This window comes from Haloarcula argentinensis DSM 12282 (assembly GCA_000336895.1).
Taxonomy (GTDB): Archaea; Halobacteriota; Halobacteria; order Halobacteriales; family Haloarculaceae; genus Haloarcula; species Haloarcula argentinensis.
Window position 1 is genome coordinate 294,592 of record AOLX01000014.1, and the last position, 25,450, is coordinate 320,041.

Below are 25,450 nucleotides of genomic sequence, written 5' to 3' on the forward strand. Positions count from 1 at the left end.
CCAATTCCTGACACGGCCACGCTCATAAAACTACGCAGGAGGCTCGAGCCCGGTAGCTGTCACCGCTCGCCTGTCTCGGCCTTGGGCAAGCTATTTGACATACCGGTTGGTACAGTGTGACAATGCGTCTCCGACGGCGCGTGATTCGGGCGAGCTTTGTCGTGGTCGGGCTCTCGCTACTTGCTGTTCCGGCCACAGCGCAGTCGGTCAACAGGGCAGCTATCGACGAACTCAACGCGCAACTCCTGTACGTCGCCCTACCACTGACGTTGTTCGTGGAACTCACCCTCGTGTACGTGATCTACCGGTTCCGGAACAACGACGACCCGAAGCCGACGGTCGACGACCCGGCATTAGAGGTAACCTGGACGGCCGCGACGGGCGCGATACTCGTCTTTGTCGGGGTCTCAGCGTTCGTCGTGATGGCTAACCCCTACATCACGCCTGCAGCGGCCGAGACATCCGCCGATGGGGGCGACGCCTTCGAAGACGATACGGAGATAGACGTACTCGCCTACCAGTGGGGGTGGGAGTTCTCGTATGCCGATGCGAACGTCACGACTGAGGAACGGCTCGTGCTTCCAGCCGACCAGAACGTCACGTTCAGACTGCAGACGACAGACGTGATTCACGCTATCTACATTCCGCAACTGGGCGTCAAGCAGGACATCTTCCCCGGCCGGACGATGACGGCCCGAACGCACGCGACAGAACCCGGCGAGTACCGGTTGTATTGCGCCGAGATGTGCGGGACCGGGCATAGCAAGATGGATGCCACCGTCGTCGTCAAGAACCAGTCCGCCTACGATGCCTGGATGGAAAACCAGACGACTGCAGCTGGGTAGGTCGGCATAGCGATGTGACCGCTCAGTACAGGTCGTCGAGTTCGTCTTCGGTGTGGCTGTGTGACTCGCCAGGGAACTCACCGGACTCGACAGCGTCGATGTACTCGTCGACAGCGTCGGCTACCTCACCGCGAACGTCACCGAACTGCTCGGCGAACGGCGGGCTGGACTCGGAGAGGCCGACCACGTCGGTGAACACGAGCACTTGGCCGTCGCAGTCGCCGCCGGCCCCGATACCGATTGTCGGGATATCGACGGCTTCTGTGACCTGAGCGGCGAGGTTCGCCGGGATGTGTTCGAGCACCAGCGCGAACGCGCCGGCGTCCTCGTGTTCTCGCGCGAGGTCGACGATCTCCTCGGCCTCCTCGCGGCCCGTCGCCTGTCTCGTGTAGCCGGTCTGATTCACGCTCTGTGGCGTGAGCCCGAGATGGGCCATCGTCGGGATGCCGAGGTCCGTCAGCCGGTCAGTCAGCTCGACCGTGTGCGGTCCGGATTCGAGTTTGACTGCGTTTGCGCCCTCCTCTTTCAGCATTCGTCCGCAGTTGTTGATACTCTCGCTTTCGTCCGCGCCGAAGGAGAGAAACGGCATATCGGCGACGACCAGCGCGTCGTCCGCGCCGCGTGCGACCGCACCGACCCGGGACGCCATTTCGTCGAGCGTGACCGGAAGCGTGTCGTCGTGGCCGAGGACGGCGTTCCCCATACTGTCGCCGACGAGAATGACGTCGACGCCGGTGTCGTCAACGATGCTCGCGGTGACGGCATCGTAGGCTGTCATCATCGTGATCGGCTCTTCACCAGCCATCGCCTGCAGATCCCGGACAGTTGGCATATCCGAGCGGGGGCGCGCCTGCGCCTTACCTGTTCGGGTTGTGCGATTCGCTCAGGAAACCGCAAGGTGCTTGCCCCACCTAACTGTACCATCGGACGTGCCAACAGTCGAAAAGACGGACCCGGACGGCGTTGACTTCGGGTGGGTGATGCAGGTCACGTTCGTGACGACGATTCTCGTCGGCTCCCCGCTCGTCGTCCTCGCGTCGACCGCGGTCACGCTCCAGACTTGGACCGCGCGGGCGATGTTCGCGGTCCGCGTCGGGGCGCTCATCTGGTTCCTGACGGCCGTCTGCGTCTACCTCTACGCGCGATACCGGGCCTGATCGAACTCGCTCGCCCACTCGAACGCCATCCCGGCCCGCTGGGCAGCCGTCGCGTCGCTTTTCGAATCACCGACGAACACCGCTGCTTCGGGATCGACCCCGATTTCTTCGGCAATCGCCAGTAGTCCCTTCGGGTCTGGTTTCGGCGACTCGACAGTGTCACGGCCGACAACCGGACCGACGTAACTGTCGAGGTCATGAACATCCAGCGCCGCCCGACACGCCTCCTCAGCGTTGAGCGAGCACACGCCGACGGGGACGCTGTGTGGGAGGCCGTCGGCGAGGGCCAGTCGCTCCGATTCGTACGCACCGGTCCGCTCGTGGTCGGTGATCGCCGCTTCGACAGCATCTCGGTGGCCGGTCTCCGAAGACAGCGTCAGCATCTCCCAGAGGTCGCGGCTCTCGGGCTCGACGTCTCGTTCCCGCAGGACTGTCGCGACGTCGCTGGTCACCGTCTCCCAATCGACGGCCAGTCTGACGAGTGTCCCGTCGAGGTCGTAGATGACGGCGTCGTGTGTCACACCCAGTGGTAGGGCCGACGCCCGCAAAACCGCTTCGCCCCCTCGGCCTCACTCCAGCAAGTCCTGTGCGATGATGTTCTGCTGGATTTCGCTGGTTCCCTCGTAGATGGTCGTCACCTTCGCGTCGCGGTAGAACCGCTCGACGGGGTAGTCTTTCGTGTAGCCGTAACCGCCGTGAATCTGAATCGCCTCGTTGGCCACGTCCACCGCCGTCTCGCTCGCGAAGTACTTCGCCATGCTCGCTGCTGCTCTCGCCCGCTCGCTGCGTTCCAGTTGCTGTGCGGCGTTCCACGTCAACAGCCGCGCCGCCTGCACGTTCGTCGCCATGTCCGCGAGCTTGTGCTGAATCGTCTGGAACTCGCTGATCGGCTGGTCGAACTGCTCGCGTTCCTCGGCGTAGTCGATGGCCTCGTCAAGGGCTGACTGAGCGAGGCCGACCGCCTGAGCGGCGATTGCGACCCGTCCGGTAGTCAGAATCGACAGGGCTGCGGCCATCCCTTTGCCCTCCTCGGTCAGTTGGTAACGCTCGGGAACGCGGACGCCGTCGAACTGGAGCGGCGTCGTGTCGCTCGCGCGGAGGCCGAGTTTGTCCTCTTTCTCGCCGACGGTGAGCCCCTCAGCGTCTTTCGGCACTAAGAACTGCGTTATCGAATCCGGGTCGTCGGGGTCGGCCTTCGCGAAGACGATGACGACGCCCGACCGTTTGCCGTTGGTAATCCACTGCTTCTCGCCGTCGATGACGTACTCATCGCCGTCACGCCGGGCGGTGGTCGACATCTCCCGCGGGTTCGACCCGGCCTGTGGCTCCGAGAGCGCGAACGCGCCGACCGGGCGGCCGTCGGCCATGTCGGGGAGCCAGTCGTCCTGCACTGCCTCGGAACCGAACTGTGCGATACACGAGGTCGCGAGGCAGTGGACTGATAGCGCCGTCGCAACGGCGAGCGACCCGTACGCGAGTTCCTCGTTGACCAGCGCGTACGTCGGTTTGTCGGCGTCGAAACCGCCGTATTCGGCCGGCGTCGTTAGCCCGGTGATGTCGATATCCGCGAGCCCGTCCCAGCACTCCTCGGGAAAAGACTGCTCGCGGTCGGCATCGGCGGCTTTCGGACGGATGTCCTCGACGGCGAACTCTCGTACGGTGTCGCGGATGGCTTGCTGCTCAGCGGAGAGGTCCATACCGGCCGTTACACCGGAGTCGGCAAAATATCAGGGGGTCAGTTGGACTCGACCAGGTCGATGTCGAGGTACTGTTCCAGCGCCTTGATCGTCGACCCGCCGACGTTCGCCTGCGTCGCGCGCCCCTGCTCGACAGCGAGGATATCCGCTTCGTCAAGATCGAGTTCCTCAGCCAGTTCACTCGTCTGCAGTCCCTCGTCCTGACGCGCCTCCGTCACGCGCTCGCCGTACTTGCTGACCAGATACGGGAGCTGGTCATCGTCGTAATCCGCGCCGTCCTCCCAGTGGGACGTATCGGCTCGTTGCGCGTCCTGCAGCTTCGCCGCGTTCTGTGCGGCTTTGCGTTTCCGGTTCTGTTCGTCGCGCGAGCTGTCACTCCCTGTCGTTCGCTCGTTTTCCCCGTGGTCACGCGCACAGCTGTCACACACTTGGAGGGTCGCACCAGCGACGTTCGCGGTCTGGAGGTCGCCGCCGTCGCTACCGCAGAGCTCACAGCTCCCGCCGGCGCTATCGCCACCACTGCCGGTCGAGTATTTGGCCATGCCCCCCGTAGCGGTTTCGTGATATTTCAAACGTCCGGTTCGACCGAGTGTCACACCCTCCCGGGGCGGGTCCAAACGAAAGCGCTTTTATTTACCCACCGGAAACAGTTGAATGCACTCAGACAGAGCGCGCGTGGGTAGCCAAGCCAGGCCAACGGCGCAGCGTTGAGGGCGCTGTCCCGTAGGGGTCCGCCGGTTCGAATCCGGTCCCACGCACTCTCAGAGTGCAGGTGCATTCCCTTGGGACTGCACCCACGCAAACTTACTTCGGACACAACGCTTCCAGAGCGTTCGCTGTCCAGTCCCTGTTCAAGAAATCGACAGACGCGCCCTGAGCGAGCCCACCCCTCGCTCACCGCATCTCGTCGAGCGCGACGGCGTGCTCGATGTCGACCGAAATCCAGTGGGTCGGGAGCTCGTCGTCCTGATCGCTGAAGACGGTGAGCTCCGTCGGATTGTCCGCATCGTCGACCGCATACTCGAACCGAGCCGATCCTGCGGGGCGAGCAGACGAGTCACGGAGTGGGTCATACACCGACATCGTCAGTCCCTCATTTGGAAGAACGCGGACACTCCACATAAGCGGCAGTCGCGATTCTTGCGGTGTGAGAATCAGGTCTGACACGCGGCCGGTATCTATCGTCCGCGTCTGTCGTAGGAGTGTGCGCGGCCGGATTCGAACCGCCTGAACATCGCTCACTTTGTTCGCTCGTTCCGTGCTTCGAATCCTGCCTCACGGAGTTTTCGAGCATCAGTAAGCAGGAAGGTGGTTGTTCGTTCAGCGGAGGGGCTGAACCCTTTCTCAAAGCTGTTGTGGTTGATGTTTCCGTTATCACAGCGAACATATCTCTAACGCTGTTTCACCTCCAAGACAAACCGTTCAATATCTTCAGGGTCAATCGGTCTGGGTTCATTATCCTCGATAGTTGTTCCAAAGTCTTCAGAATCTCCTGCACCGAGGCTAAACTGTAGAGGCAGATGTGAAGTTAAGAGGCTATTGCCACCACCTGCGTAGTAGTCAATCTGTACAACCAATTGCCTCATTGCATCTTCTGATGTGTTTTTTACACTTCCCCCGATTTGATATTCCTGTTCTTCTTCAGAATATCCGTGTGACAGATTGAGAACTTCGATACCGTTTGGAGTTATTATTTCGTTATCTCTCTCTACCTCTTTTCTATCTGGGTTTTCCCCGATAATCCCGTAGCCAACGAGTGGAACCATGGAAGCACCAACAGCACTCAGCAGCCTTCTCCGGTTTCGGCTTTCAAGAGGAACGCCTGTTTGATTCGAATCATTAGAGTCAATTAGCGTCGGTGAGATTCTGCTCCAGACTCTTCGCCAGAGTTCTGCAAATAAGGTACACGAGAGGATGAGCGAAAGAGGTGCAAGCAAAATCTTTCCCCCTCCGTAGAATAACCCTTCTGTCCGACTGAAAGCAGATATGACAAACGGGAAGGCGAAAACTCCAACAACTATTGACGGTGTGTAACTCAGAATATACAGAAGTTGTTTCTTCCCATTCTGGTGCAGAACTAACCCTCCACCAACGATACCAATTATTCCAGAAAGAACCAGTATCAGCGGGAAAAGTGGTTCTAATGGACTAACACGAAATCCTTCTGCACTAACTGGCGGGAGTGTTAATATCCTAACTCCAGTAAGGAAGACGCGGACACATACCAACGTACATATCAGACCACCAATAGAAGCGAGAACGTAGGCAAATTCTATCTCTAAACCAACAGCATTTTCAGGATCTTTGGTTCCTTTGGACGTTATTATGAGTAAATAAACTATCACACCGAAAATCCCAGCCACAGCAGTAACGCTGAACCAGAACAAACTACGTCTATTGTGACCATTAGCGTGAGACGCAACCCCCAGAGCAAGGCCAAGCCAGATAAGGGTTATTAGAACGAATATTCCGTTCACGAGTTTGATAATTAATGGTGTTGAAAAATAAGTTGCTGTTTACTTTCCATTTGGTCAAGCGTATCACGCTGGTCTTCAACCGGTATGTTGTCGTACTTCAGCGTGGTCTTGAAGGACTCGTGACGGAATTGTGCTTGCGTAGCGGCGAGGTCACGCTCTTTGGTCATGTGAGTGCCGACCGAGTGACTGATAGCGTACCATGACATCTGCCGGTTCTCGTAACTAATTCCAGCCCTGTCACACAGGTCTTTGAGAATCCAACTCAGTTCGTTGGAACCGTAGCGGTTCCCATGCCGAGTGAGTCACAGTTTGTCGGTGTCTGCGTATCTCTGGTGGTTCTCTCGTTCCTCTATCCACCTCTCTAACGCCGTAGCTGTCCGGTCGGTAATGCCTACCGTCCAGTTCCCCTCGTTCTTGGCTGAATCCTCTCTCGGGATACGTAACAGGCCGTTCTCGGGTTCACACCAGCCTACCCGAGCGTTCCCGACTTCCACGGGTCGAAGACCAGCGTCAAGACTCGCCCAGATGAGAGACGTGAATTTCCAACTGTCAGGGTCTGCTTCGAGAAGGTCGCTGTCAGTCCCGTAGTTAGGAGTGCCATCTTTCCCGAGTGCGGCCTGTCGAATCTTGCGGCGTTCAGGCTTCGTCAGGAAGTCGCGCGGGCCGTTGTTGCCCCCGCCGGACTGGAAGTTCCAACTGAACTCCCACTCGTCGCGGTTGTACTTGTGCTGAAGCCACTTCGAGTAGCGTCCGAGCACACCGAGGATTTTACCCTTCGTGGACTCCGTCACGTCACGGAACGCGACTTCCCCCATGTAGGCGCGCGCGTCGTCTTGATTGGGTGGGGCTTTGTAGCCTCCACGATTCTCCCATACCCACAAGTCGAAGCGTGCGGTTCGGTGTCCCGTCTGGCAGACGGTGTACGGGGAGTAGCCCTTCGCTTTCTCCGGGTCTTTCCCCATCCGAAGCAGGTACGTGAGGAAGGGTTTGCGGTACTCATAGTAGTCCACAGCCGCCTTATCGGATAAGAAGCCACGTTGGTTCTTACGGACGATTGTAATCGTTCTATTCGGTTCCATCATGTCCGAATCGAAACCGGGACAGCGTTCCAGCGTATTCGGCTTTTCGAGGTTCATTTGGGGTCTTGTCGTTGTTGGACAAGCCGAAAACGGGAGGTAGCGAGTGCGCGGGACCGGATTCGAACCGGAGGAAGACTCTTTCACTCGTCTTCCAGGGTTCGAATCCTCATTCCGAACTCACGGCTCTCATGAGTTATTCGAGCCGAGAAGTGCGCGGGACCGGATTCGAACCGGCGGACCCCTACGGGATAGCGTCCTAAGCGCTACGCCTTTGGCCTGGCTCGGCAACCCGCGCGCACCAGTCGCTATCCGCGTTGGCATCAAGAACCCTTCGCTTGCGGGCGACGAAGGTTTAGGTGGGATGGGGAACAACGGATCTGTATGTACCGCGCCAGTGACCGCATTGAACACGACGAGTGGCTGTCCGATATCGAAGCGGCGTCGGACAGGCTGGACCTCGGGACAGCGGCGCGGTCCCACGCGGTTGACCTGTTCCTCTCGACAGTTCCAGAGGAAGACCGGTCGAAGCAGGCGACAATGGCGGCTAGTGTGTACGTCGGTGCGCTGGTCGCCGGTGAGGAGCGGTCCCAGTCGGCCGTCGCAGAGGCGACGGACGTCTCCCGGTTGACGATTCAGCAGCGCTGGAAGGACTTGCTAGAGACGGCCGGGCTGGAAGCGCCGGGCTGGTAGCTACGAAATGTTCTGACGGCCGGTGCGGTTCGGAGTCAGGTTCCCGTGTTCGTCGATTTCGCCCTCGACGATCCGGGTCGAAGAAATGATGTCGCCGTCCTCGGCACGGACGTGCGGGACGACTTCGATTTCGAGCGGGTCGTGGCCCCGCTCCTCGCGGATTTCGTTGATACGGCGGCCGCCGGTCTCCGTCTCGGGCGAGACGACAAGCGTGTCGAACTGCGACTCCGTAGCGATGCCGGTCGGCTCGGTGAGTTCTCGGACCTGCCACTCGCGCTCTTGCTCGGCGGCGAGCGTCGCGAGTTCGTCGGCGAGTGCGGATTGCCGTTCGCTGAACGGGCGCACGTGGCGCTGGTCGTGGCGCGTCTTCGGCGCGAGGTCGTCGCTGGTGAGGCCAACTGTCACGTCCCCGAGTTCGAATGCGCGTTCGAACAGCGCGCGGTGTCCGTCGTGAATCGGGTCGAACGTTCCCCCCAGCGCGACATTCATATCCCGGGCAACGGCACGGGTAGGTTTAGTAATATCGACTTGCGAAACAGCCTGCTGGAGCCGGGTTTGATTATACGTCAGCGTCGTCTTCGCCCTCGGACTCGTCTCCTTCGTCACCAGTGTGGTCGCTTGCGTCGGCGTCGGTCGCGTCATCGTTTGCATCTTCGACCGAAATTGTCACCGGCTCATCGTCGGGTTCCAGCGTCGTCTCGCCGCCGATGTGATCGTCAAGGTTGAACACCGTGTTTAGTTCCGACTGGATATCACCGACGATAGTGTTGACGAGGTCGCTCGGCGGGATAGCGCTGTACTCGTAGGGGTTGTTGCCTGCGCCGTCGCTCTCACGCTTCTGGCGGGTCACGACCTCTTCTTCGGTGAGTGCCGCCAGAGCCTCGCGGACCGTGCTCGGATACAGGCCGGTCCCCTCAGCTATCTCCTCACTGGTGCTCTCGGGATGCTGTCGCAGGTGGACGTAGATCCGTGCCCGGGTCTCCGTGTCGAGCACCCACGCAAGCAGGTCAACGATCCCTTCGTCGAACTGCTCGACTGCACGGTCTGCCTCCTGTTCGATTCGTTCACGGACATCGCCTGTGTCCTCGGGGTCGTCGTGGTCGTTGTCGTCTGCAGACATGCGTTGTCTCTGTGAGGACAAAAGCTATAGCTGGATAAAAACCCTTGGCCCGGACTCTCCTGTCGCTACGCAGTATCAAACAGCCGAGTCCGGCCTCAGACGACAGCCCAGATCAGGACAGGCGCAGCGAGTCAACGAGCGCCATGACGCCCTCCTCCGACCGAAGCCGGCGCTGTCGCTCTGCGCCACTTTCGCGGTCGTACAGTTCCCACAGTCCGTCGATACCCAGCCGGTCGCTCTCCATCTCGACTAGTTCCTCAACCGAGCGCGTCGTCGAGAGGTCACGCGACAGCAGTTCCGCGGACTGGCCGTGGCGGATTGCGCGCCACTTGTTCTCGTCGAGGAATTCCCGGCGGAGCCGCCGGCCGGACTCCCCGTCCTCGTAGCGTTCAGCAAGGTCGACGACGAGCTCGTGGACGTACTCGACGAAGGCCAGCACCCGGTCCGGGTCGGCCTGTCCGTCCGGCGCGCGTACTTCGACGGTGCCGTGGCCGGAGTGGGGCCGCACGTCGAACCAGAGTTCGCCGCGGTCGTCGATGCTCCCCGTTTCGAGCATCCGCCGTTCGTAGGTCTCGAAGGCGTCGTAATCGTCGAACGCCGTCGGCATCCCGGTGTTGGGCAGGGCCTCGAAGATCTTCCCGCGGGCGGACTGCAGCCCGGTGTCGAAGCCGTTCCAGTACGGGGAGTTGGCCGACAGCGCGAGCATCAGTGGGAGATGCCAGCGAAGCTCGTTTGCCACCCAGACGGCCTTGTCCGCGTCGTCCACGCCGACGTGGACGTGCAGGCCCGCGGTCGTGTTGCGGTGCTGTGGGTACTGGATGCGGTCCAGCTGTGACTTATACCGGGGCTTCTCGGCGTGTTCGAGTTCGCGCCACTTCGCCAGCGGGTGCAGGCCCGCGGCGGCGATACCGAACCCGTTCGCTTCGGCGTGGTCGACCAGCGCGTCCCGGACTGACCGGAGGTGGTCACCGGCGTCCGCCGGGTCGTCGATACGCGGCGTCTGCGTCTCGATAACGCACTTGAACAGTTCGTGGTCGAGCCGCCCGTCAAGAACCGCTGGTGGCTCCGTCTCGTAGACGAGTTCGTCCGTGCCAGACGTTGGGCGACCGAACTCGTCGACGACGTAGAACTCTTCTTCGATGCCGAGCGTTCCCATCCGGGTAAAATGCTCGGCAGAACCCGTCGCGTCCATTAATCAGCACATCGGAATCGATCCGCTAAAGCCTTCCGTCCCTGCCCGCTCAGGCTGCACAATTAGGTTCCTTCTCGGGCGATCCTGGAGGGGCGGCAACGATCCCAACTAGTCCTCTCGCGGCCGGGCAACAATACCGAGATGGTCCTCGTGATACGGGTCCAGTCGCGCCGTCTCAAGCAGTTCGTACTCGGCGCTGAGTTCCTCACGTACGTTGTCGAACACGTCCGCAGGGTCGGCGGTCACGTCCTCGCTTCGGGCCTTGATAGCCGCGAGGAGCCGTCCGTCGTCGGTCAGGAACCGTTTGTTGAGCGCCGCTACCCGGGCCTGCCCTCTGGTCGCCACGTCCTGCACGACGACGTCGACCGGTTCGACGACGTGGGCGTAACGCTCGGGCTTGCGTGCGTCCTTCAGCAGCGGAAAGAGATTCTGTCGGCTCTCCGCGGCGTCCAGCAGTTCCCGCACCGGACGGGGCGCGAACTCGACGGCGTAGGTCGGACCGGCGAAATCCGCTACGTGGCTCACGGTCGTCCCGGCCGCTGCGCCGAGATACAGAACAGTCTCGTCACCCTCCAGACCTGTTTCCATACCATGTTCGAGCATCGCACCGAGCTTCGAGCGGTGGGGGTCCCACCGTCGCCAGTCGCCGTCGGTCCGCTCGCCGTACACCGGCTGGCCCTGTGTGGCGAGGCTCGTCTCACCATCGAAGTCGTGGCGCTCGACGCCTGCCGGGAGCGTCATTCGTCGCCCTCCTCGGCTCGGGCCTGAATCCGCTCGATTCGTTCGTCGAGTTCCGCCTGCAGGTCCGACCGACGGTCGCCGCTGTAGTGATCGATTCGGGCAGCAATCGAGAGCTTCCCGGCAAGTGCCCGTGCAGCCGAGCCGCGGTCTTCCCGCCGGGTCCCGCGCACGTACTCGTGAGTGAAGATGACGCCGTGTTTCGGTGATGGCGCATTCCCCTTGAGGTGGGCAAAGAGCGCGTCTTCCGCCCCAAGGACCTGCACCGTTCCGCTCGGTTTCTTCGCCAGCGCTTCGAGGCCGCCAGCCAGTGAAATAAGCCGGGCCGCCAGCACCGGCCCGGCCAGCATCGAGAGGTTTGGCGCGACGGCTGGGGCGGTCCGCTCGATGTACGCCCGAAGCGAGTCCGCCTCATCGGCCAGCCCGGCCGTCTGCTCGGCAAGCGCCCGGAGGGCGGTGTCGCCTTCGTCCTCGTCGTCCCGCTCGACCAGCGAGCGGGCGTACTCGACGCCGCTCCCGCTGTCACCGTACCGGCTCCCGCCCCATTCGGCGACCCGTTCGGCGAGTTCGTTCGCTGTCCGCTCGCAGTCGGCCATCGCCCGGACTGCGTGGACGAGTTGCTGGTCGTCAGCGCCCTCCTGTTCGGCGACCGCCGCGCTGGTGGCCGCCATCGTCACCTCGTGTAGCCGGTCGTAGTAGGCCGCCTCGTCGTCGGCGAACCCTGCCTCGACGGCCTGCTGTGGCCAGTCCTCCGGCGTGTCGGCTCGCCCGGCCTCTATCTGTTCGACAGCGGCCGCATCGTCATCCGGGTCCAGCCCGGCGAACCACCCGTTGCTCATAGCCGTGTGTGCACGCCCGACCCGAAAAAGTGACGCGGTTAGCGCCTCGCCGTCCTGTCGGTACTTACTGTGCCTGGACCAGCCCTCAGCGCATCCCTGGCGGCGGACCGCGGTCCCGCGGGTCGTCGTCATCGCCGTCCTCTTCGAGGTCGATACCGGCCTCCTTGCGTCGGCGAATCACTGCCTGTAGCTGTCGGTAGTAGTACAGCGTTCCCACGACGCCGATGACAATGGCGATGGCCGACAGGCCGCCGAACAGCAACAGGTCACGGTCGAGGTAGTACCGGACGACGATCTGGTCGGAGGTAACCTCGTCCCAGCGGATGACCTGCTGGCCGTCGACGGTCTCGGACTCGTAGCCACCCGGGCTAATCCGCGAGAGGAACGGAATCCCGGCCCCGGTGTTGGGCGGAAGCACGACCGTGTACGAGCCGTCCTCGACGAGCGTCGGAGAGGCGAAGCGTTTGCCGGTCCGCCCAACTGAGTACCCCACCTTTCCGGAGACGTTCGCCGGGAACGAGATGGTAGTTCGCTGGCGGTTCTCCGAGGCGCTCAGCGAGGATTCAGCAGCGCTGACGACCGTTCCGTTGGGGTATCTGAACCGGAGCGCACTGATGGGGACGCTCCGCTCGCGCCCGAGGCCATCGACAGTGTACACGTCGAACGTCGTCTCGTTTTCGACAGCGTAGACGGCGGTGTATTTCGACTCCTCGATGACGATGGTCCCGTCAGCTGAGGTGTTCCAGTCGTAGCTCGCGTTCTCGTTCAGCCGCTCCGGGTCGACCTCTTCCGAGCCGAAGAAGCCGCTACAGCCCGAAAGGGCGACCAGTGCGAGAACGGCAACCAACAGGAGGTGGCGGCGTTTCATAGCTCGAAATCAGGGCACGATTGCCAGCAGCTCTGACGGCATGTACTGCCCGATATCGGCGAGCAGCCCCGGCGGGTCGGTGTCCGGGTTGCAGATGATGCTCTGTTCTAACAGGCCGATGCGTTCGACAGTGACGATGTCCTGAGCGTGGCCAGCGCGGTTGACTGTCGCGCGCGCTTCCGAGCGTGTCACGCTGTTTGCGTTGATGCGGCCGTTGCCACGGGTCCACTCGTACAGGCGGTCCTGCTCGACCTCTGCAAGGCTTGGAGGGTCGCCGGCGACGAAGCGGAGCGGAAGGTGCTGGACCAGTCCGAACCGTTTCCGGATCTGTGACGGCGTCCCCTGTCCGAGACCCAGCTCATCGGCCGGAATCCGGACCGTCTGACCGAAGCCGACATCGAGGACAAAGCCGTCCTCGTCCCAGCTATCGAGTGTGCCAACGTACGTCTCGCCGTCTTCGTGGTCGGCGACCAGTTCGCCGAATTCTTCACGGAGGAGGTTCCGGGCGACAGTTTCGTCAGGGCCATCGACGGTCACCGACGGGAATTCGTCGTCGCGGAGGCCGATGTCGTACTCTACGTCGAGGTCGCCGAGTTCGTTGCCGACCATCGAGCGCAGTCCGTCCAGCGTACGGTCCCGGGCATCGCCGGCGACGTACACTTTTGTACCGAGAACGACCATCAGGCTTCCACGTCCACGTCGGCGTTCAGCTCATCTCTGAGTTCTTCGATGCGGTTCTCCATCGCAGTGACGAGGCGGGTGTTCTCCATCGTCTCGACCTGGTTGCCACATTCGGGGCACTCGAAGCCGAATTCCATCGCTTCGCCGAACTCGAAGCGGATACCGCAGTGTTCACAGAGGTAGAACTCGTTTTCCCGCTCGTATTCGCGGCGCTCTTCGAGGCCGTCGAGCAGGCGGTGCATCTCCTCTTGCAGTTGTTCCGGGATCTTCTCGTACTGGAACGTCCAGAGGTACGTGAGCCACCCGGAGTCCTCGTCGCGGAGCCGACGATAGGTCGCGAGGTCGTTCTCGTAGAGAATAAACAGCGCTCTGCGCACGTCGTTCAGTTCGAGCCCGAGCTCCTCGGCCAGTTCCTCGTCGGTCACTTCGCCGTCCGGCGGCGCGGCGGCGACCGGCATCCCTTTCGGTCCGACCAGCTCGTGGAGGTACTTCTGTATGACGGGGTCCTCCAAGAGTTCCTCAAAAGCCATTACCCGCACATCCGGGAGTCACGTGGTTAAAACCATCGGGTCGTCCTCTCTCGAACGCTGACACAGAGGCCGGGACCACGCTGCTGTTGAGAAGGACTCGTTGTGCCTGCAGGCGGACAGCAACAACGGCGGACAGCAGTCCCTTTTTGCGTCCTACCGTCAGCGTAGTCCGTCGCTAGAACCCCACACACCCCACTATTCGATTTTTTCGACTGGCGTCCGACAGGAGGAGCAGGTCTCTTTGTCGATAGCGACGAAGACGGAGTCACAGGACGGACACTCGTAGAGATTCGATGCAGGTTCGTCGGCCGTGTCCGCGCCGTCATTGCCGGCGGAGCCAGTCCGAACACGGTTATCCGTCACTGCACCGGCCTCTGGTCCGTTGTCTGACTGCCCCTTCCCACCCGAGAGTACATCCGAGACTGATTTTTTGATTTTGTCTAGCATCACGAGTTGCTGCAGGATAGTAGTCATTTGAATTACTTTAACAGCTGTGGTTTTCAGGACACGGACAGTTCCAGACGACCGTCTTCACTGGCGAACAGTCAGAGGTCGGCAAGCGGTCGCGGCGATGTCTGTTCGTACTCGATGACATCGAACCCGTCGTGGGCCTCCCGGGACAGTTCTGTCCACTCCGCGCCCAGATCCGGGAAATACCGGTCACCCTCGTTGCGCTCGTGGATGCGGCTGAGGAAAATCCGGCTGGCGAACGGGAGGAACAGGTCGTACACCGCCTCGCCGCCGATCACGTATGTGATGGGCGGCGAGTTACTTTCGCCAGCGCCGTCGCCGGCGAACCCCTCGGTCGCACCGGCGCGGGCGGCTGCTTCGACGGCAATCTGTGGCGTCGTCGCGTACTCGACCGTCTCCGAATTGGCACTTCGGCTGTCGTCGGTCGTCAGGACGACGGTGTAGCAGTCCGGGATGGGCTTCATCGAATCGAACGTCCGCCGGCCGAGGATGATAGGGTGGCCGGCGATCCGGTCCTTGTACTGGCGCACGTCCTCGGGATAGTGCCAGGGGACGCCGCCATCGAGACCGATGACGTTGTTCTCGTCTGCAGCGACCACGAGGACCAGTTCGGTGTCGGGTATCGTCGTCATTTGTATCCCAGCGCCTCCAGTCGGTCGTCGAGGTCCCCGGCAAACTGCGTGTCGGACGCGTCCTCGAACTCGGTGTAGCCGTCGAGTGGCGTCGCGATGTCCACGTCGGCGTACCGATCGCTGTCGAAGTGGTTCCGGACGACAGCGGCATCGATATCACCATCTTCGACCGTGCCACCACAGCCTTTGATGACGGACTCGTGGGCACTGTCGCCACACGCCGCCCGCTTCCGGACCTCGTCGCCGGGCCGGTCGTGATAGACCAAGCGGACGTGCTTCGCAAACGGCGCGGCGTCGCCACAGACCCGTTCGGCCTCCTCGCGCATCGCTGGCCCGATGGGGGCTTGTGATGCGACGACGGTCCCGTTTGGCGAGGCGAACGCCGGGCCGTCCGCGTTGCCGTCGCCGAGTGCTATCGCGCGGACAGCGTCGGGGAACCGGCTGAGCGTCGCCAGGTCAGTGACGCGGTGTCCCTCCCGCTGGCCGGGAGCACGGACGACGAGCGGGACGTGATACATCGTCTCGTGAGTCCCGATACGGTGGCTGACGGCCGGCGGTTCCTCGGGAATCGCCGTCGGTTCGCCGAAGCCCTCGCCGTGGTCGCCGGCGAAGACGACCAGCGTGTCGTCGAGGACGCCCCGTTCGTCCAGTCCGCGGATCAGGGTCTCGAAGATGGCGTCTGCCTGTCGGACGGCACCGTCGTATATCTGTTCGAGAATGCCGGCAAAGCCAAGCGAGAGGTTCCCCGAGAGGAACTCCCAGTGCCACTTGAAACCCATCGACTCTTGCATGTCGCGGGAGCGCTCGTCGCTCCACTCATCGTACTCGGCAAGCGGTTCGTACGGGCGGTGGGTGTCCATCAGGTTGATGCAAGCGGCCCACTCGCTCTCACGCTCGTCGACCCACTCCAGCGTCCGGTCGGCGTACCAGAAGCCGTTGGGCCAGTCGCCCAGCGAGCCGTTCGTCTCGTAAGCTGAATCGTACTGCTCGGGTGAGCCGATGGCCGTCTGGAACACGTCGTCGAGCCCCGATTCGTGGTCGGTCAGGAACGGATTATCGGAGAACAACCCCGTGTCATAGCCCGCTGCTGCCAGTTCCTCGAAAATTGTATGACCGGCGTCGAGTCTAGCGGTGTGGTCGACGCCGTGTTCGTGGACCTCGTGGCCCGTGAACATGCTGACGTGGCTGGGGACGGTCCAGTTGCTCGGGCTGCGAGCCTGCGTGTACACCGTCGCCTCCTCGGCGAAGGCGTCGAGGAAGGGCGTCGTCTCCCGGCGATAGCCCAGTACGGAGGTGCTCCGGGCGCGGAGACTGTCAGCGACGACGAGCAACACGTTGTGACGCGACATCTGAGCGTGAGTTAGCGTCGAGCGATAAAAGGCCCGCGGCACAACTGCGTGGGTATCACTTTTCGTCGGGGTCGACCACTCGCTTGCCGGTTTCCTGCGGCACGACGACTCTATCGGGGTTCTCCCACTCGCGGTCCAGTTCCCGGCCCTCGAACAGGCGGTCGAGGAAGACGGCCAGTGAAGCGACTTCGGAGTGTGGCTGGTTGGTGACGCCGACGTTCCAGTCGGCGTGTTCGTACACCTCAAAGGGGACTTTCTCCGCGCCGACGACGACCAGCAGTGGGTCGTCGGCATGGGCCTCGCGGACATCGTCCTCGATCTCTTGGACCGGCTCGCCGTACATCGTCAGATGGACGACGCGACCCTCGAAATCACGGATGAGCCGCTTTGGCTCCTCTGTCGAGGCCACGTCGAAGGGGCCGCCGAACCGATCGGTGATGTCGATGACGGTGTCGGCCTGATTGCGAGCGGCGTTGGCTAGCACGACCTTGTCGGCCCCGAGCGCGCGTGCGGTCAGTCCAACGTGGGTCGTCATCCGCTCGTCCCGGCCGGGTCGGTGGCCCAGTCGAAGCACCGTCACTTGTGGCGAGTCCTTCATCCGTCGCTCCGTGCCGCTTCGATAGCTGACCGGACCGGTTCGTAGGCGATTTCGCTCCATTCGACCCGCTCGTCGTTGACATACACGGCTGGCGTTCCCTGAACGCCGCGGTCGATACCGGCCTCGCGGTCACCCGAGATCGTCGGGCGGTACAGTTCCCCCGTCGCGGCCGCTCGAACCATCTCGCCGTCGATATCTATGCCCTCAGTCAGGTCGGCGTAGGTGTCTGGCCCCAACCGATTCTGATTCGCGAACAGGCGCTCGGAGTAGGTGAAGAAGGCCTCGTCGCCGACGTTGTCCTGCACGGCGCGCGCGGCGCTTGCGGCCTGCCACGAGGCGTTCTTGTCGACCGGAACCGGGAAGTCGTGGAACTCGTAGCGGATGGTTCCATCAGTGAGGTAGTCTTCCCGAACCTTCGGGTAGACGGATTCCGAGTAGGTCGCGCAGTGCGGACAAGCGTAGTCTTCGTACACCGCCACGGTCACATCAGCCTCGGGGTCGCCGGCGACCGGCGTCGAGAGGGGCTGGCCCGGGAGGGGCGTTGCCGTCTCCGTTCCAGCAGTCTCCGTTTCGGCTGACTCAGAACCGCCGCCGGCACATCCGGCTAGCGCGCCGAGCGCTACAGTCGTCGCCGAGAGAACGCTACGGCGAGTGAATCGAGTCATAGCCGACTCTCACAGGGGAAGCTATAAAACGACGTTGTCATCCGTTACTTGCCTACCGACTCCCCCGGAATCGGCCGCGACCGCAACGTTTTACCTCGCATGCGAAACATCGCAACTATGGACGTATCAGAGAAGCGAATAGTCGTCACCGGCGGGGCGGGCTTTATCGGGTCCCATCTGGTCGAGCGCCTCGTTCCGGACAACGACGTCGTGGTCGTCGACAACGAAGCGAACGGGCAATCCGAGTGGGTCCACGAGGATGCGACTTACCTCGATGGCGACCTCACTGATCCCGACATCGTCGCCAAGGCTATCACGAGTGACGTCGACCTCGTTGTCCACCTCGCGGCGTCGAAACTGGTCGATACGGACACACCTCGCCGACAGTTCGAGGACAACAGCGACATCACGTACAACATCCTCGAACGGATGCAGGAAGCCGGCGTCGAGAACCTCGTGTTTACATCGTCGTCCACGGTATACGGCGAAGCGCCGCGGCCGACACCGGAAGACTACGCGCCGCTCGAACCCATCAGCGTCTACGGCGCAACGAAACTCGCCGAGGAGTCGCTCGTCTCGACGTACGCTCACAGCCACGACATCCAGTCGTGGGTGTTCCGGTTCGCCAACATCGTCGGCCCGCGCCTGCGCGGGGCGGTCATCCCCGACTTCATCGAGAAGCTCACCGACGACCCGTCGACGCTGACGATCCTCGGCGACGGCCGCCAGGAGAAGTCTTACATGCACATCTCCGAGTGTCTCGACGCAATGTTGTTTGCCGTCGAACATGCCGACAAGGACCACAACGTGTTCAACCTCGGGACGCGGACGACCACATCAGTCGATCGCATCGCCAGCATCGTCGCCGACGAGATGGATATCGACCCCGAGTACGAGTACACCGGCGGCGACCGCGGCTGGACCGGCGACGTGCCGCGGATGCGCCTCTCTATCGATAAGCTCTCGGCGCTCGGCTGGGAACCCGAGCAGTCGAGCGACGACGCGGTGCGGCAGTCGACCCGCGAACTGCTCGAAGAACTCTGAACGCGGATTCAGGCCGGGTACGTGCCGTTTAGCTGTGCCTTTTCTACGACGTGGCCGCTGGCCGCGTCGTACACGTCATCTTTGTCTGCCGCCGGGGAGAGATCGAGCGTCGTGTCTAGCGCATACAGGAGGAACCGGTACGTGTGCTCCCGGTCCGGCGGACTCGGACCGCCCCAGCCAACTTCGCCGAAATCGTTCTGTCCCTCTGTGGCCTCGGCAGGTGTCCATCCCTCTGGAACCCGACCGATATCCGACGGGATGTTCCAGACGAGCCAGTGGTCCCACACCTTCCCGGCCGGCTCCTCGGCGTCCGGGTCGTCGACAATGAGGAGCAGCGACGAGGCGTTCGACGGGACGTGCTCGACCTCCAGCGGGGGATTCGTGTTCGCAGCCGAGTAGCCGTGTTCCTCGGGGATGCGCTCGCCGTCGCCGAACGCAGGGCTTCGGAGCTGTAGGTCTGCCATGTCTGGAGATATGACAGACAAACACAAAAGCATCGTCCCGGCAGCCATTTGCGGCTCCGCGCCGAACCGCCGGACGTGCAGGTCGTGGGTTACCGCGCGCGGGTCGACGAACACGCCGCGCTCCTGTTGGCCGAGGACGGAAGCGTGACTACTGAGCGATTAGACCCGGGCACCGAACTCTCGTACACGCTCGGCGAGCGCCACTGTGCCGGCGCAGTCGACGACGATAGACATTTTCACTGTGACAACGACCCCGCGCCGTACTGCCCGGAACACACCGACATCTGGCCGTGTGCCCGCTGTACCGGTGACTGCAACAAGCCACTCGACACTTGCGACGAGGAACACGCGGTGTACCTGGCGGCGTTCGCGCCGGATGTCATCAAGGTCGGCGTCACTCGCTCCTGGCGGCTGGAGACGCGGCTCCGCGAGCAGGGGGCCGACAGGGCCGCCCACCTCCGTACTGTCGCCGACGGTCGTATCGCCCGACAGGTCGAGGCCGACATCGCCGTCGAGTTGGGCGACCGGGTCAGAGTCCCCACGAAGATATCGGGATTCGACCAGTCCGTCGATACGGACTGGTGGGCGTCGCTCTGTGAGCGCTACGACCCGCTTGCGACCTACGACTTCGAGTACGGCCTGTCCCTTTCAGACCGTCCGATGGCCGAGACGCTGGCGACCGGGACCGTCCGAGGGACGAAGGGACGAGTCGCCGTGCTTGAGAACAACGGCAGCGTCTACGCAGTCGACCTCCGACAGCTCGTCGGCTACGAACTCACCGACGGCGGAACCGACCGCGACCTCCAGTCGAGCCTCGGCGCGTTCGGATAACACCGGCGACTAGCGTCGCTGTCGTCCACATCTGACAGTGCAGAAGACATTTAAAGACGGCTGTTGCCCATCCTCGTGTGCGACGTGAAACCCTCCTGACCGGTGGCGTGGTCGTGGTCGTCCTGACCATGCTCATCGGTGCAACAGCGGTCCCCGGCGCGCTCTCCGAACCCGATGACGACGTTCGCGAGAGCTATCTCGACCTCCGCGAGACGACCATCGAACCGGCGTCGGTCGACGGCCAGACAGTGACACTCGCCATCGACGCCCGACTCTCGCACCGCGGCGGTCCCGCCGAGAACGTCACCGTCGAGACGCGGGCCATCGACGCGGACACCGGCCTCGTTGCGACGACGACGCGGCAGTCGGTCGGCACAGTCGAAGGGGAACGAGAGGTATCGGTGCGGTCGAACATCACGGTCGAGCGGGCGGGCGGCTATCGGATCGACACGATCGTCTACGAGGACGGTGACCGCGTCGAGACTGGTCAGCAGTCTGTCCAGAACGTCGATGCACTCACACCGGCGTACGCCCGCAGTACCGTGACCTTCCAGCGCTTCGAGAACGCCGGCGTCCCGCTGGACTCTATCACCTACCGGATCGACGGCGTCTCGGACAACCGGACGACGCTGAACGTCTCAGTGTACGTCACGAACGCCGGCAACAATCCGTCTACTGACCTCTCACTCCGGCTCCGAGCACGGCAAGCTGACTCGAATGTCATCGCTGACGAGTCGACCGTGCGGGTCGGCCAGATTCGCCCCGGCCGGACTGAGATCGTCAGAACCCAACTGACGGTGCCTGATGACTACAACTACTGGCTCGACGGTATGTTGCTCTCCGACGGCGTCATCGTCGGAACCGAGAGTTCCCCGGCGAACCTCCATCCGACGGAGCGCCTCCAGGAGAACGAAACCAGAGAACAGGTCGGATTCCAGTCCAGCGATTTCGAGCAGGACCGGCCAGCGGAGCAGGGGATGGACGAACCACAGCAGACCTCGGCCGAGGGTCCCGGATTCACGGCGCTGATCGGACTGCTTGCGGTCCTCGCAAGCGCGCTCCTCGTTGCACGGAGACAGACAAATGAGTGATACCTCCAACACTGACACAGTGGCACAGGATATCGACGCGGATACCGGCGACGCTGTCGGCGAGACCGATGACGACTCGGGTCCCGCGATAGCTACCTACGCGCAGTGGGCGGTGTTCGCTATTCTCACGCTCGTGGCACTCATCGCGACACTGCAGTTCTACTTTTCCGCGTCGTCGGCGATTGATACGTTCGTCACCGACAGATATCGGCCGCTGTTCAACGCGGCGTTCAACCTCGCCGTGGTGCTCGGCTGCGGGCTGGGGCTCTCGGTGCTGGTCCGACGGCTCGCCTGAATCCATCGCCAGCCATATCAGGTACCCACAGTCGGCGTTTCAGTAATCCGAGGGTTCAGGGACCTGTCAGCCATACATCGAGAGGTACATCATGACCCGACGACGCGCGACGCGACGACGATTCTTGATCGGTTGCAGCGCTATCGCCGGTGTGGGTCTGGCCGGCTGTACCGGCGGCGACGAGTCGACTGCCACTGACTCGACGCCGTCACCCACTGACGATGGTGATGCCGAACCCACGACGACAACCGACGAGCCGACGGCAACCGACACCGAGACAGCGACGCCGGACCAAACGACCGTCGAGACGCTCGTCTCGGTTGGCGGCGACCGTGTGCCCGAGAATATGGCGCTCGGCCCTGACGGTGGCCTGTACTTCGGTATCACGGCCGGCGAGGTTCGGCGCGTCCCCGAAACAGAGACCGGTGCGACCGACCTCACGCTCGACGACACCGAACAGATCGCGACGCTGCCCGGTGCGATCGGCGTCGAAACAGCGCCCGATGGAACGGTATACGTCGCCGTCGCCACGCAGGACGATCAGGCGGGCGTCTGGGAAGTCCCAGCCGACGGCGAAGCGACACAGCTCGTGGGCATCAGTGGGTTCCCGAACGACATCCACTACGATACTGACCGGGAGCACCTGCTGGTGACCGAGTCACAGAACGGCGTGGTCTACGCGGTCACGACCGACGGCGAGCGGTCGACCTGGCTGGACGACGACCGGCTGGACACGGAGAGTTTCGGCGCGAACGGGATCACCCGCGACGCCGACGGCGATATCTACGTCGCAGTGACGCGAGCCCCCGAAAACACTGGCCGCCTGCTCCGTGTCCCGGTCGAGTCTGACGGAGCCGCTGGCGAGCCGTCGATGTTCTTCGAGGGCGAGGCGATATTCGGAGCGGACGGGATCACCAGCCGGGACGGCGACATCTACGTCGCGGCCAACAGCCAGAACCGCGTCGTCAGAGTGACTGCGGACGGGACCACGGACACCGTTGCAACGGCAGACGACGGGTTGGTGTTCCCCTCGGACGTGCTCTTCGGGACCGGCGACCAGCGCGAATCGCTGTTCATCTGCAACTTCGCGAACCAGTCACCCGAAGACGGCGCGATCCTCCGTACCAGCGTCCCTCGCTGACCAACCATCTACACCGGCTGTCTTCGGACGGCAACCCTTTTCAGCGGCCCAACCAAAGCCGAGCGTATGGCAGACGATGAACCCGAGAACGCTGACGAATCGGCGGACGCGACAGAGGACAACGGTGAGGAGAAGTCCTTCCGCGAGCGGGTCGAGGAGATCCGACAGCAGCGCGCCGAGGAGCGCGAAGAAGGCGAGGGCGACGGCGAGGAGATGAGCCGCGAAGAGCGCATGGAAGAGATGATGGGCGGTGGCGGCGGCCCCGGCGGCATGGGCGGGGGCAACCCCTTCGCGCAGATGATGGGCGGCATGATGGGCGGCGGCCCCGGCGGTCCCGGTCCGGGCGGCCCCGGCGGCATGGGCGGCGGCCCGCCAAGCCAGCACGAGGAATCGGGCGGCAGCGACAACGAGGAACTCACCCGTGAGATGCGAAAGCTCCGGGACGAAGTCCACGACATGCGACGCTCGCTCGACCGCATCGCCGACGCGCTCGAAGACTAACGAATCTCGGCTTGCTGGCGCTTTCGGAAATGAACGAACAGCGATAGCTTACTTGTACTTCGTACTCCGCCTCCTATCGAACAGTGGACAGTACTGATTGCCTCTGGGCGGGTGCCAGCAGAACCACGGCCGGACGCCGTGCCAGCCACTATGAATCGCAAAATGAGACGCCGGTAATCTCAAAGCGTGCGCCACCGTCAGCACTGTCGCGAACGCTGATCTCCCAATCATGCGCCGCCACGACCTGCTGGACGATACTGAGACCGAACCCGGTCCCCTCCGTGCTCGTTGAGTAGCCGGCTTCGAACACCGTCTCCCGCTCGCCTTCGGGGATGCCGGGGCCGTCGTCCGCGACGTAGAACCCGTCGTCTAACGCCCCGATCGTTACGGTCACGTCCGCCCCAGCGTGCTCAACTGCATTTCGAACGAGATTCTCGAATAACTGTTTCAAGCGGCTCTCGTTTGCCAGGACGGTCCTGTCGATATCAGTGACGAGTGTCGCATCGGCCGTCTCGACAGTCGCCCAGCAATTTTCGGCGAGCGATGCTATTGCGACCGGTTCGCGGTCGGTGACGGTCTCACCGTCCTGTGCCAGCGTGAGCAGATCAGTTAGTAGCGTGTCCATCCGCTCGTGTGCTCGCTCGACAGCAGCCAGATGCTCACTCTGGCACTGCTTGCGTGCCAGTTCCAGTCGTCCCTGCGCAACGCTCAGTGGATTCCGTAAATCGTGTGAGACAACACTGGTGAACGCTTCGAGCCGGTCGTTGTGCTGTTTGAGGTCCCGTTCACGGTCGCGTAACTGTTTGGTCCCTTCGACCTGTTTGAGCGCGCTGGTGACGTGTCCAGCCAGAATCTCCGCGAGGATAACATCCTGCTGGTCGAACGCCGCGGGCGTCTCCGAGCCGGCCAGCAGGATTCCGTGTTTGTCAAGGGGGAGATATAGCTCGCTTTGGATCGGCGTGTCCGGGTTGTAGATGTCCGGGTCGGCGTGAACGTCATCGACGGCGAGCGCGTCGCCGGAGTCGTAGACTCGCCACGCGATGCTGTCTCCGGGCATGAATGTCGGCAAATCGTCTACCAAGTCATATATCCCGTCAGAGGCGGCGACCGGTTCGAGGATTCGTTCGTTCTCGTCGTAGAGGTGTATCGTGTTCGCTTCGAGTCCCAGTACAGTGCGCGCCGTCTCGACGCCGATCTCGGCGACTTTTTCACGCGTGTCCGCTTGAAGCAGATCCTGAACTGATTCACTGAGAGCTTTGAGGCGACGTTCGTGTTGTTTCCGCTCAGTGATGTCCTGCTGGAACCCGACGTAGTTGACGACCGTTCCGTCGTCGTCACGCACCGGGGCGATAGACACCTGATTCCAGAACATGGTCCCATCCTTCCGGTAGTTCCGGAGTTCGACCGACACGGGATCGCCCTCGTCGACGGCCGCCCGCATCGCGTCGACCGGCTCCGACTCGGTCGCCTCGCCCTGCAGGAACCGGCAGTTCCGGCCGCGCACCTCCGACTCAGTGTAGCCGGTAAGCTCCAGAAATCGCCTGTTGGCGTAGGTTATCGGGGCGTCATCCTGCTTGGGGCCGGCGAGTATGATTCCGATAGGGGCCTCATCCATAGCGCGTTTAATACGGGAGAGTTCCTGTTTGCCGTCCCGCTGTTCGGAGATATCCCGGACAGTACAGACCAACTCACCGCGGTCGGTCTGCGCGAGTACGTGGTCTTCCGTGAACGTGCTCCCGTCGGCACGGAGTCCTGTCGTCGTCCCGCTCCAGTACCCGGTGTCCTGAACTGTCGGGATGATATCGTCGTTGATCCGTGGAATGTCTTCCTCTTGATACAGCAGTTCCCAGTGCTCACCGACCATCTCGTCAGGTTCGTAGCCGTAGAGGTCTGCGTAGGCTTCGTTGACGAAGATGAACCGTCCGTCTTCGTCGAGGATACTGATCCCCTCCTGTGCAGTCTCGATAGCATCGAGTTGGCGGTTGCGCTCGCGTTTGACACGCTGGGACTCGACAGCGTTCGTGATTCTGTTCGCGAGCACCGCGTACTGGTCGGTGCCGCTTTCTTTCTGCAAATAGTCGGTGACGCCGGCCGATATCGCATCGCTGGCGATCTCTTCGGAGCCTTTGCCGGTGTAGAGAATGAAAGGAAGCGAACCGTACTCCTCGCGGACAGCTTCGAGGAACTGGATACCGTTCCAGTCTGGCATGTCGTAGTCCGAGATGACGCAATCGATGTCGGTGTCGGCCAGGATCTCCAGTCCCGTCGCGGCGCTCGTCGTGGCCTGCACGTCTAACCGGTCGTCCTCGCGTTCGAGAAACGACGCCGTCATCTCGGCAAATCCCGGCTCGTCGTCGACGTGGAGAATACAGATAGTTTCAGCAATAGCCGTCATACCTTTGGGTAGTAGTCACACATTATAGGACGCTGAGTTAAAAGACCATCTCTGAAATCG

31 protein-coding genes and 2 tRNA genes are annotated in these 25,450 nt (G+C 62.4%); 10 read left to right on the plus strand and 23 right to left on the minus strand.

Annotated features, from left to right (window positions below):
- Nucleotides 1–122 precede the first annotated feature (122 nt).
- Nucleotides 123–845: a cytochrome c oxidase subunit II gene (gene coxB, locus C443_RS05015; protein WP_005534394.1), complete on the plus strand. Its 723-nt coding sequence runs from the start codon at nucleotides 123–125 to the stop codon at nucleotides 843–845.
- Nucleotides 846–867: 22 nt separating this feature from the next.
- On the opposite strand, the gene panB is transcribed toward coxB, so the two are convergent.
- The gene (panB, locus tag C443_RS05020; RefSeq protein ID WP_005534396.1) at nucleotides 868–1,677 is read right to left on the minus strand and encodes a 3-methyl-2-oxobutanoate hydroxymethyltransferase; all 810 of its coding nucleotides are present in this window, start codon (nucleotides 1,675–1,677) and stop codon (nucleotides 868–870) included.
- Between the two features lie 97 nt (nucleotides 1,678–1,774).
- On the opposite strand from panB, the gene C443_RS05025 reads away from it, so the two are divergent.
- The gene (locus tag C443_RS05025) at nucleotides 1,775–2,002 is read left to right on the plus strand and encodes a DUF5822 domain-containing protein (RefSeq protein WP_005534398.1); all 228 of its coding nucleotides are present in this window, start codon (nucleotides 1,775–1,777) and stop codon (nucleotides 2,000–2,002) included.
- On the opposite strand, the gene C443_RS05030 is transcribed toward C443_RS05025, so the two are convergent.
- Genes C443_RS05030 through C443_RS05040 form a run of 3 tightly spaced genes read right to left on the minus strand, consistent with a single transcriptional unit; the run spans nucleotide 1,981 to nucleotide 4,241 of the window.
- A complete protein-coding gene (locus C443_RS05030; protein WP_005534400.1) occupies nucleotides 1,981–2,523 on the minus strand; it encodes an HAD family hydrolase in 543 nt (180 codons plus the stop codon). The genes C443_RS05025 and C443_RS05030 overlap by 22 nt on opposite strands.
- A 48-nt stretch (nucleotides 2,524–2,571) precedes the next feature.
- The gene (locus tag C443_RS05035) at nucleotides 2,572–3,699 is read right to left on the minus strand and encodes an acyl-CoA dehydrogenase family protein (RefSeq protein ID WP_005534402.1); all 1,128 of its coding nucleotides are present in this window, start codon (nucleotides 3,697–3,699) and stop codon (nucleotides 2,572–2,574) included.
- Between the two features lie 38 nt (nucleotides 3,700–3,737).
- On the minus strand, nucleotides 3,738–4,241 hold the full coding sequence (locus C443_RS05040) for a helix-turn-helix domain-containing protein (RefSeq protein ID WP_005534404.1): 504 nt from the start codon (nucleotides 4,239–4,241) through the stop codon (nucleotides 3,738–3,740).
- Nucleotides 4,242–4,372: 131 nt separating this feature from the next.
- Here C443_RS05040 and C443_RS05045 point away from each other — a divergent pair.
- Nucleotides 4,373–4,457, plus strand: a tRNA-Leu gene (locus C443_RS05045).
- A 136-nt stretch (nucleotides 4,458–4,593) separates the two neighbouring features.
- On the opposite strand, the gene C443_RS05050 is transcribed toward C443_RS05045, so the two are convergent.
- From C443_RS05050 to C443_RS05060, 4 genes are all read right to left on the minus strand, one after another.
- The gene (locus tag C443_RS05050) at nucleotides 4,594–4,821 is read right to left on the minus strand and encodes a DUF7511 domain-containing protein (protein ID WP_229727239.1); all 228 of its coding nucleotides are present in this window, start codon (nucleotides 4,819–4,821) and stop codon (nucleotides 4,594–4,596) included.
- 269 nt (nucleotides 4,822–5,090) lie between these two features.
- Entirely contained in the window at nucleotides 5,091–6,176 is a 1,086-nt protein-coding gene (locus C443_RS21155; protein ID WP_152423021.1) for a hypothetical protein, read from the minus strand.
- Nucleotides 6,177–6,478: 302 nt separating this feature from the next.
- Nucleotides 6,479–7,312 (minus strand): integrase, encoded by an 834-nt coding sequence (locus C443_RS05055; RefSeq protein ID WP_311241291.1) that lies wholly within the window; start codon nucleotides 7,310–7,312, stop codon nucleotides 6,479–6,481.
- A 153-nt stretch (nucleotides 7,313–7,465) separates the two neighbouring features.
- Nucleotides 7,466–7,550, minus strand: a tRNA-Leu gene (locus tag C443_RS05060).
- An 86-nt stretch (nucleotides 7,551–7,636) separates the two neighbouring features.
- Here C443_RS05060 and C443_RS05065 point away from each other — a divergent pair.
- Complete coding sequence (locus tag C443_RS05065; protein ID WP_004961393.1) at nucleotides 7,637–7,945, plus strand: cyclin; 309 nt, start codon at nucleotides 7,637–7,639, stop codon at nucleotides 7,943–7,945.
- Here the strand turns inward: C443_RS05065 and C443_RS05070 are convergent, their stop codons facing one another.
- From C443_RS05070 to C443_RS05130, 13 genes are all read right to left on the minus strand, one after another.
- A complete protein-coding gene (locus C443_RS05070) occupies nucleotides 7,946–8,434 on the minus strand; it encodes a phosphopantetheine adenylyltransferase (RefSeq protein ID WP_005534408.1) in 489 nt (162 codons plus the stop codon).
- Between the two features lie 70 nt (nucleotides 8,435–8,504).
- Complete coding sequence (locus C443_RS05075) at nucleotides 8,505–9,065, minus strand: winged helix-turn-helix domain-containing protein (RefSeq protein ID WP_005534410.1); 561 nt, start codon at nucleotides 9,063–9,065, stop codon at nucleotides 8,505–8,507.
- A 112-nt stretch (nucleotides 9,066–9,177) separates the two neighbouring features.
- On the minus strand, nucleotides 9,178–10,257 hold the full coding sequence (locus C443_RS05080) for a glutamate--cysteine ligase (protein ID WP_049943905.1): 1,080 nt from the start codon (nucleotides 10,255–10,257) through the stop codon (nucleotides 9,178–9,180).
- Between the two features lie 108 nt (nucleotides 10,258–10,365).
- Nucleotides 10,366–10,998, minus strand: coding sequence for a fibrillarin-like rRNA/tRNA 2'-O-methyltransferase (locus C443_RS05085; RefSeq protein ID WP_005534413.1), 633 nt, complete (start codon nucleotides 10,996–10,998; stop codon nucleotides 10,366–10,368).
- A complete protein-coding gene (locus C443_RS05090) occupies nucleotides 10,995–11,834 on the minus strand; it encodes an NOP5/NOP56 family protein (RefSeq protein ID WP_005534416.1) in 840 nt (279 codons plus the stop codon). The genes C443_RS05085 and C443_RS05090 overlap by 4 nt, the downstream gene beginning before the upstream one ends.
- A gap of 85 nt (nucleotides 11,835–11,919) precedes the next feature.
- Nucleotides 11,920–12,702 carry a DUF5803 family protein gene (locus C443_RS05095; protein WP_005534418.1) on the minus strand — a complete coding sequence of 261 codons (783 nt, stop codon included), beginning with the start codon at nucleotides 12,700–12,702 and terminating at the stop codon, nucleotides 11,920–11,922.
- A 9-nt stretch (nucleotides 12,703–12,711) separates the two neighbouring features.
- The gene (locus C443_RS05100; RefSeq protein WP_005534420.1) at nucleotides 12,712–13,383 is read right to left on the minus strand and encodes a DUF2110 family protein; all 672 of its coding nucleotides are present in this window, start codon (nucleotides 13,381–13,383) and stop codon (nucleotides 12,712–12,714) included.
- The gene (tfe, locus tag C443_RS05105) at nucleotides 13,383–13,913 is read right to left on the minus strand and encodes a transcription factor E (RefSeq protein WP_004592762.1); all 531 of its coding nucleotides are present in this window, start codon (nucleotides 13,911–13,913) and stop codon (nucleotides 13,383–13,385) included. Before tfe ends, C443_RS05100 begins: the two co-directional genes overlap by 1 nt.
- Nucleotides 13,914–14,108: 195 nt before the next feature.
- Nucleotides 14,109–14,387 (minus strand): hypothetical protein, encoded by a 279-nt coding sequence (locus C443_RS05110; protein ID WP_005534422.1) that lies wholly within the window; start codon nucleotides 14,385–14,387, stop codon nucleotides 14,109–14,111.
- A gap of 71 nt (nucleotides 14,388–14,458) precedes the next feature.
- Complete coding sequence (locus tag C443_RS05115; protein WP_005534423.1) at nucleotides 14,459–15,016, minus strand: dihydrofolate reductase; 558 nt, start codon at nucleotides 15,014–15,016, stop codon at nucleotides 14,459–14,461.
- The gene (locus C443_RS05120) at nucleotides 15,013–16,365 is read right to left on the minus strand and encodes a sulfatase (RefSeq protein ID WP_005534425.1); all 1,353 of its coding nucleotides are present in this window, start codon (nucleotides 16,363–16,365) and stop codon (nucleotides 15,013–15,015) included. The genes C443_RS05115 and C443_RS05120 overlap by 4 nt, the downstream gene beginning before the upstream one ends.
- 55 nt (nucleotides 16,366–16,420) lie before the next feature.
- A complete protein-coding gene (locus tag C443_RS05125; protein WP_005534427.1) occupies nucleotides 16,421–16,963 on the minus strand; it encodes a tRNA (cytidine(56)-2'-O)-methyltransferase in 543 nt (180 codons plus the stop codon).
- The gene (locus tag C443_RS05130) at nucleotides 16,960–17,628 is read right to left on the minus strand and encodes a DsbA family protein (RefSeq protein ID WP_005534429.1); all 669 of its coding nucleotides are present in this window, start codon (nucleotides 17,626–17,628) and stop codon (nucleotides 16,960–16,962) included. Before C443_RS05130 ends, C443_RS05125 begins: the two co-directional genes overlap by 4 nt.
- A 117-nt stretch (nucleotides 17,629–17,745) precedes the next feature.
- On the opposite strand from C443_RS05130, the gene C443_RS05135 reads away from it, so the two are divergent.
- The gene (locus C443_RS05135) at nucleotides 17,746–18,672 is read left to right on the plus strand and encodes an NAD-dependent epimerase/dehydratase family protein (protein WP_005534431.1); all 927 of its coding nucleotides are present in this window, start codon (nucleotides 17,746–17,748) and stop codon (nucleotides 18,670–18,672) included.
- Between the two features lie 8 nt (nucleotides 18,673–18,680).
- Here the strand turns inward: C443_RS05135 and C443_RS05140 are convergent, their stop codons facing one another.
- Complete coding sequence (locus C443_RS05140; protein ID WP_005534432.1) at nucleotides 18,681–19,136, minus strand: YbhB/YbcL family Raf kinase inhibitor-like protein; 456 nt, start codon at nucleotides 19,134–19,136, stop codon at nucleotides 18,681–18,683.
- 48 nt (nucleotides 19,137–19,184) lie between these two features.
- Here C443_RS05140 and C443_RS05145 point away from each other — a divergent pair, with 48 nt between their 5' ends.
- From C443_RS05145 to C443_RS05165, 5 genes are all read left to right on the plus strand, one after another.
- Nucleotides 19,185–19,967: a DUF2797 domain-containing protein gene (locus tag C443_RS05145; protein WP_005534435.1), complete on the plus strand. Its 783-nt coding sequence runs from the start codon at nucleotides 19,185–19,187 to the stop codon at nucleotides 19,965–19,967.
- A 77-nt stretch (nucleotides 19,968–20,044) separates the two neighbouring features.
- Entirely contained in the window at nucleotides 20,045–21,058 is a 1,014-nt protein-coding gene (locus C443_RS05150) for a DUF7490 domain-containing protein (RefSeq protein WP_005534436.1), read from the plus strand.
- A complete protein-coding gene (locus C443_RS05155) occupies nucleotides 21,051–21,353 on the plus strand; it encodes a hypothetical protein (RefSeq protein ID WP_005534437.1) in 303 nt (100 codons plus the stop codon). The genes C443_RS05150 and C443_RS05155 overlap by 8 nt, the downstream gene beginning before the upstream one ends.
- Before the next feature lie 91 nt (nucleotides 21,354–21,444).
- On the plus strand, nucleotides 21,445–22,494 hold the full coding sequence (locus tag C443_RS05160; protein WP_049943907.1) for an SMP-30/gluconolactonase/LRE family protein: 1,050 nt from the start codon (nucleotides 21,445–21,447) through the stop codon (nucleotides 22,492–22,494).
- Between the two features lie 66 nt (nucleotides 22,495–22,560).
- Nucleotides 22,561–22,995, plus strand: coding sequence for a hypothetical protein (locus C443_RS05165; RefSeq protein WP_005534439.1), 435 nt, complete (start codon nucleotides 22,561–22,563; stop codon nucleotides 22,993–22,995).
- 148 nt (nucleotides 22,996–23,143) lie between these two features.
- On the opposite strand, the gene C443_RS05170 is transcribed toward C443_RS05165, so the two are convergent.
- Entirely contained in the window at nucleotides 23,144–25,390 is a 2,247-nt protein-coding gene (locus C443_RS05170) for a hybrid sensor histidine kinase/response regulator (RefSeq protein WP_005534440.1), read from the minus strand.
- Nucleotides 25,391–25,450 lie beyond the last annotated feature (60 nt).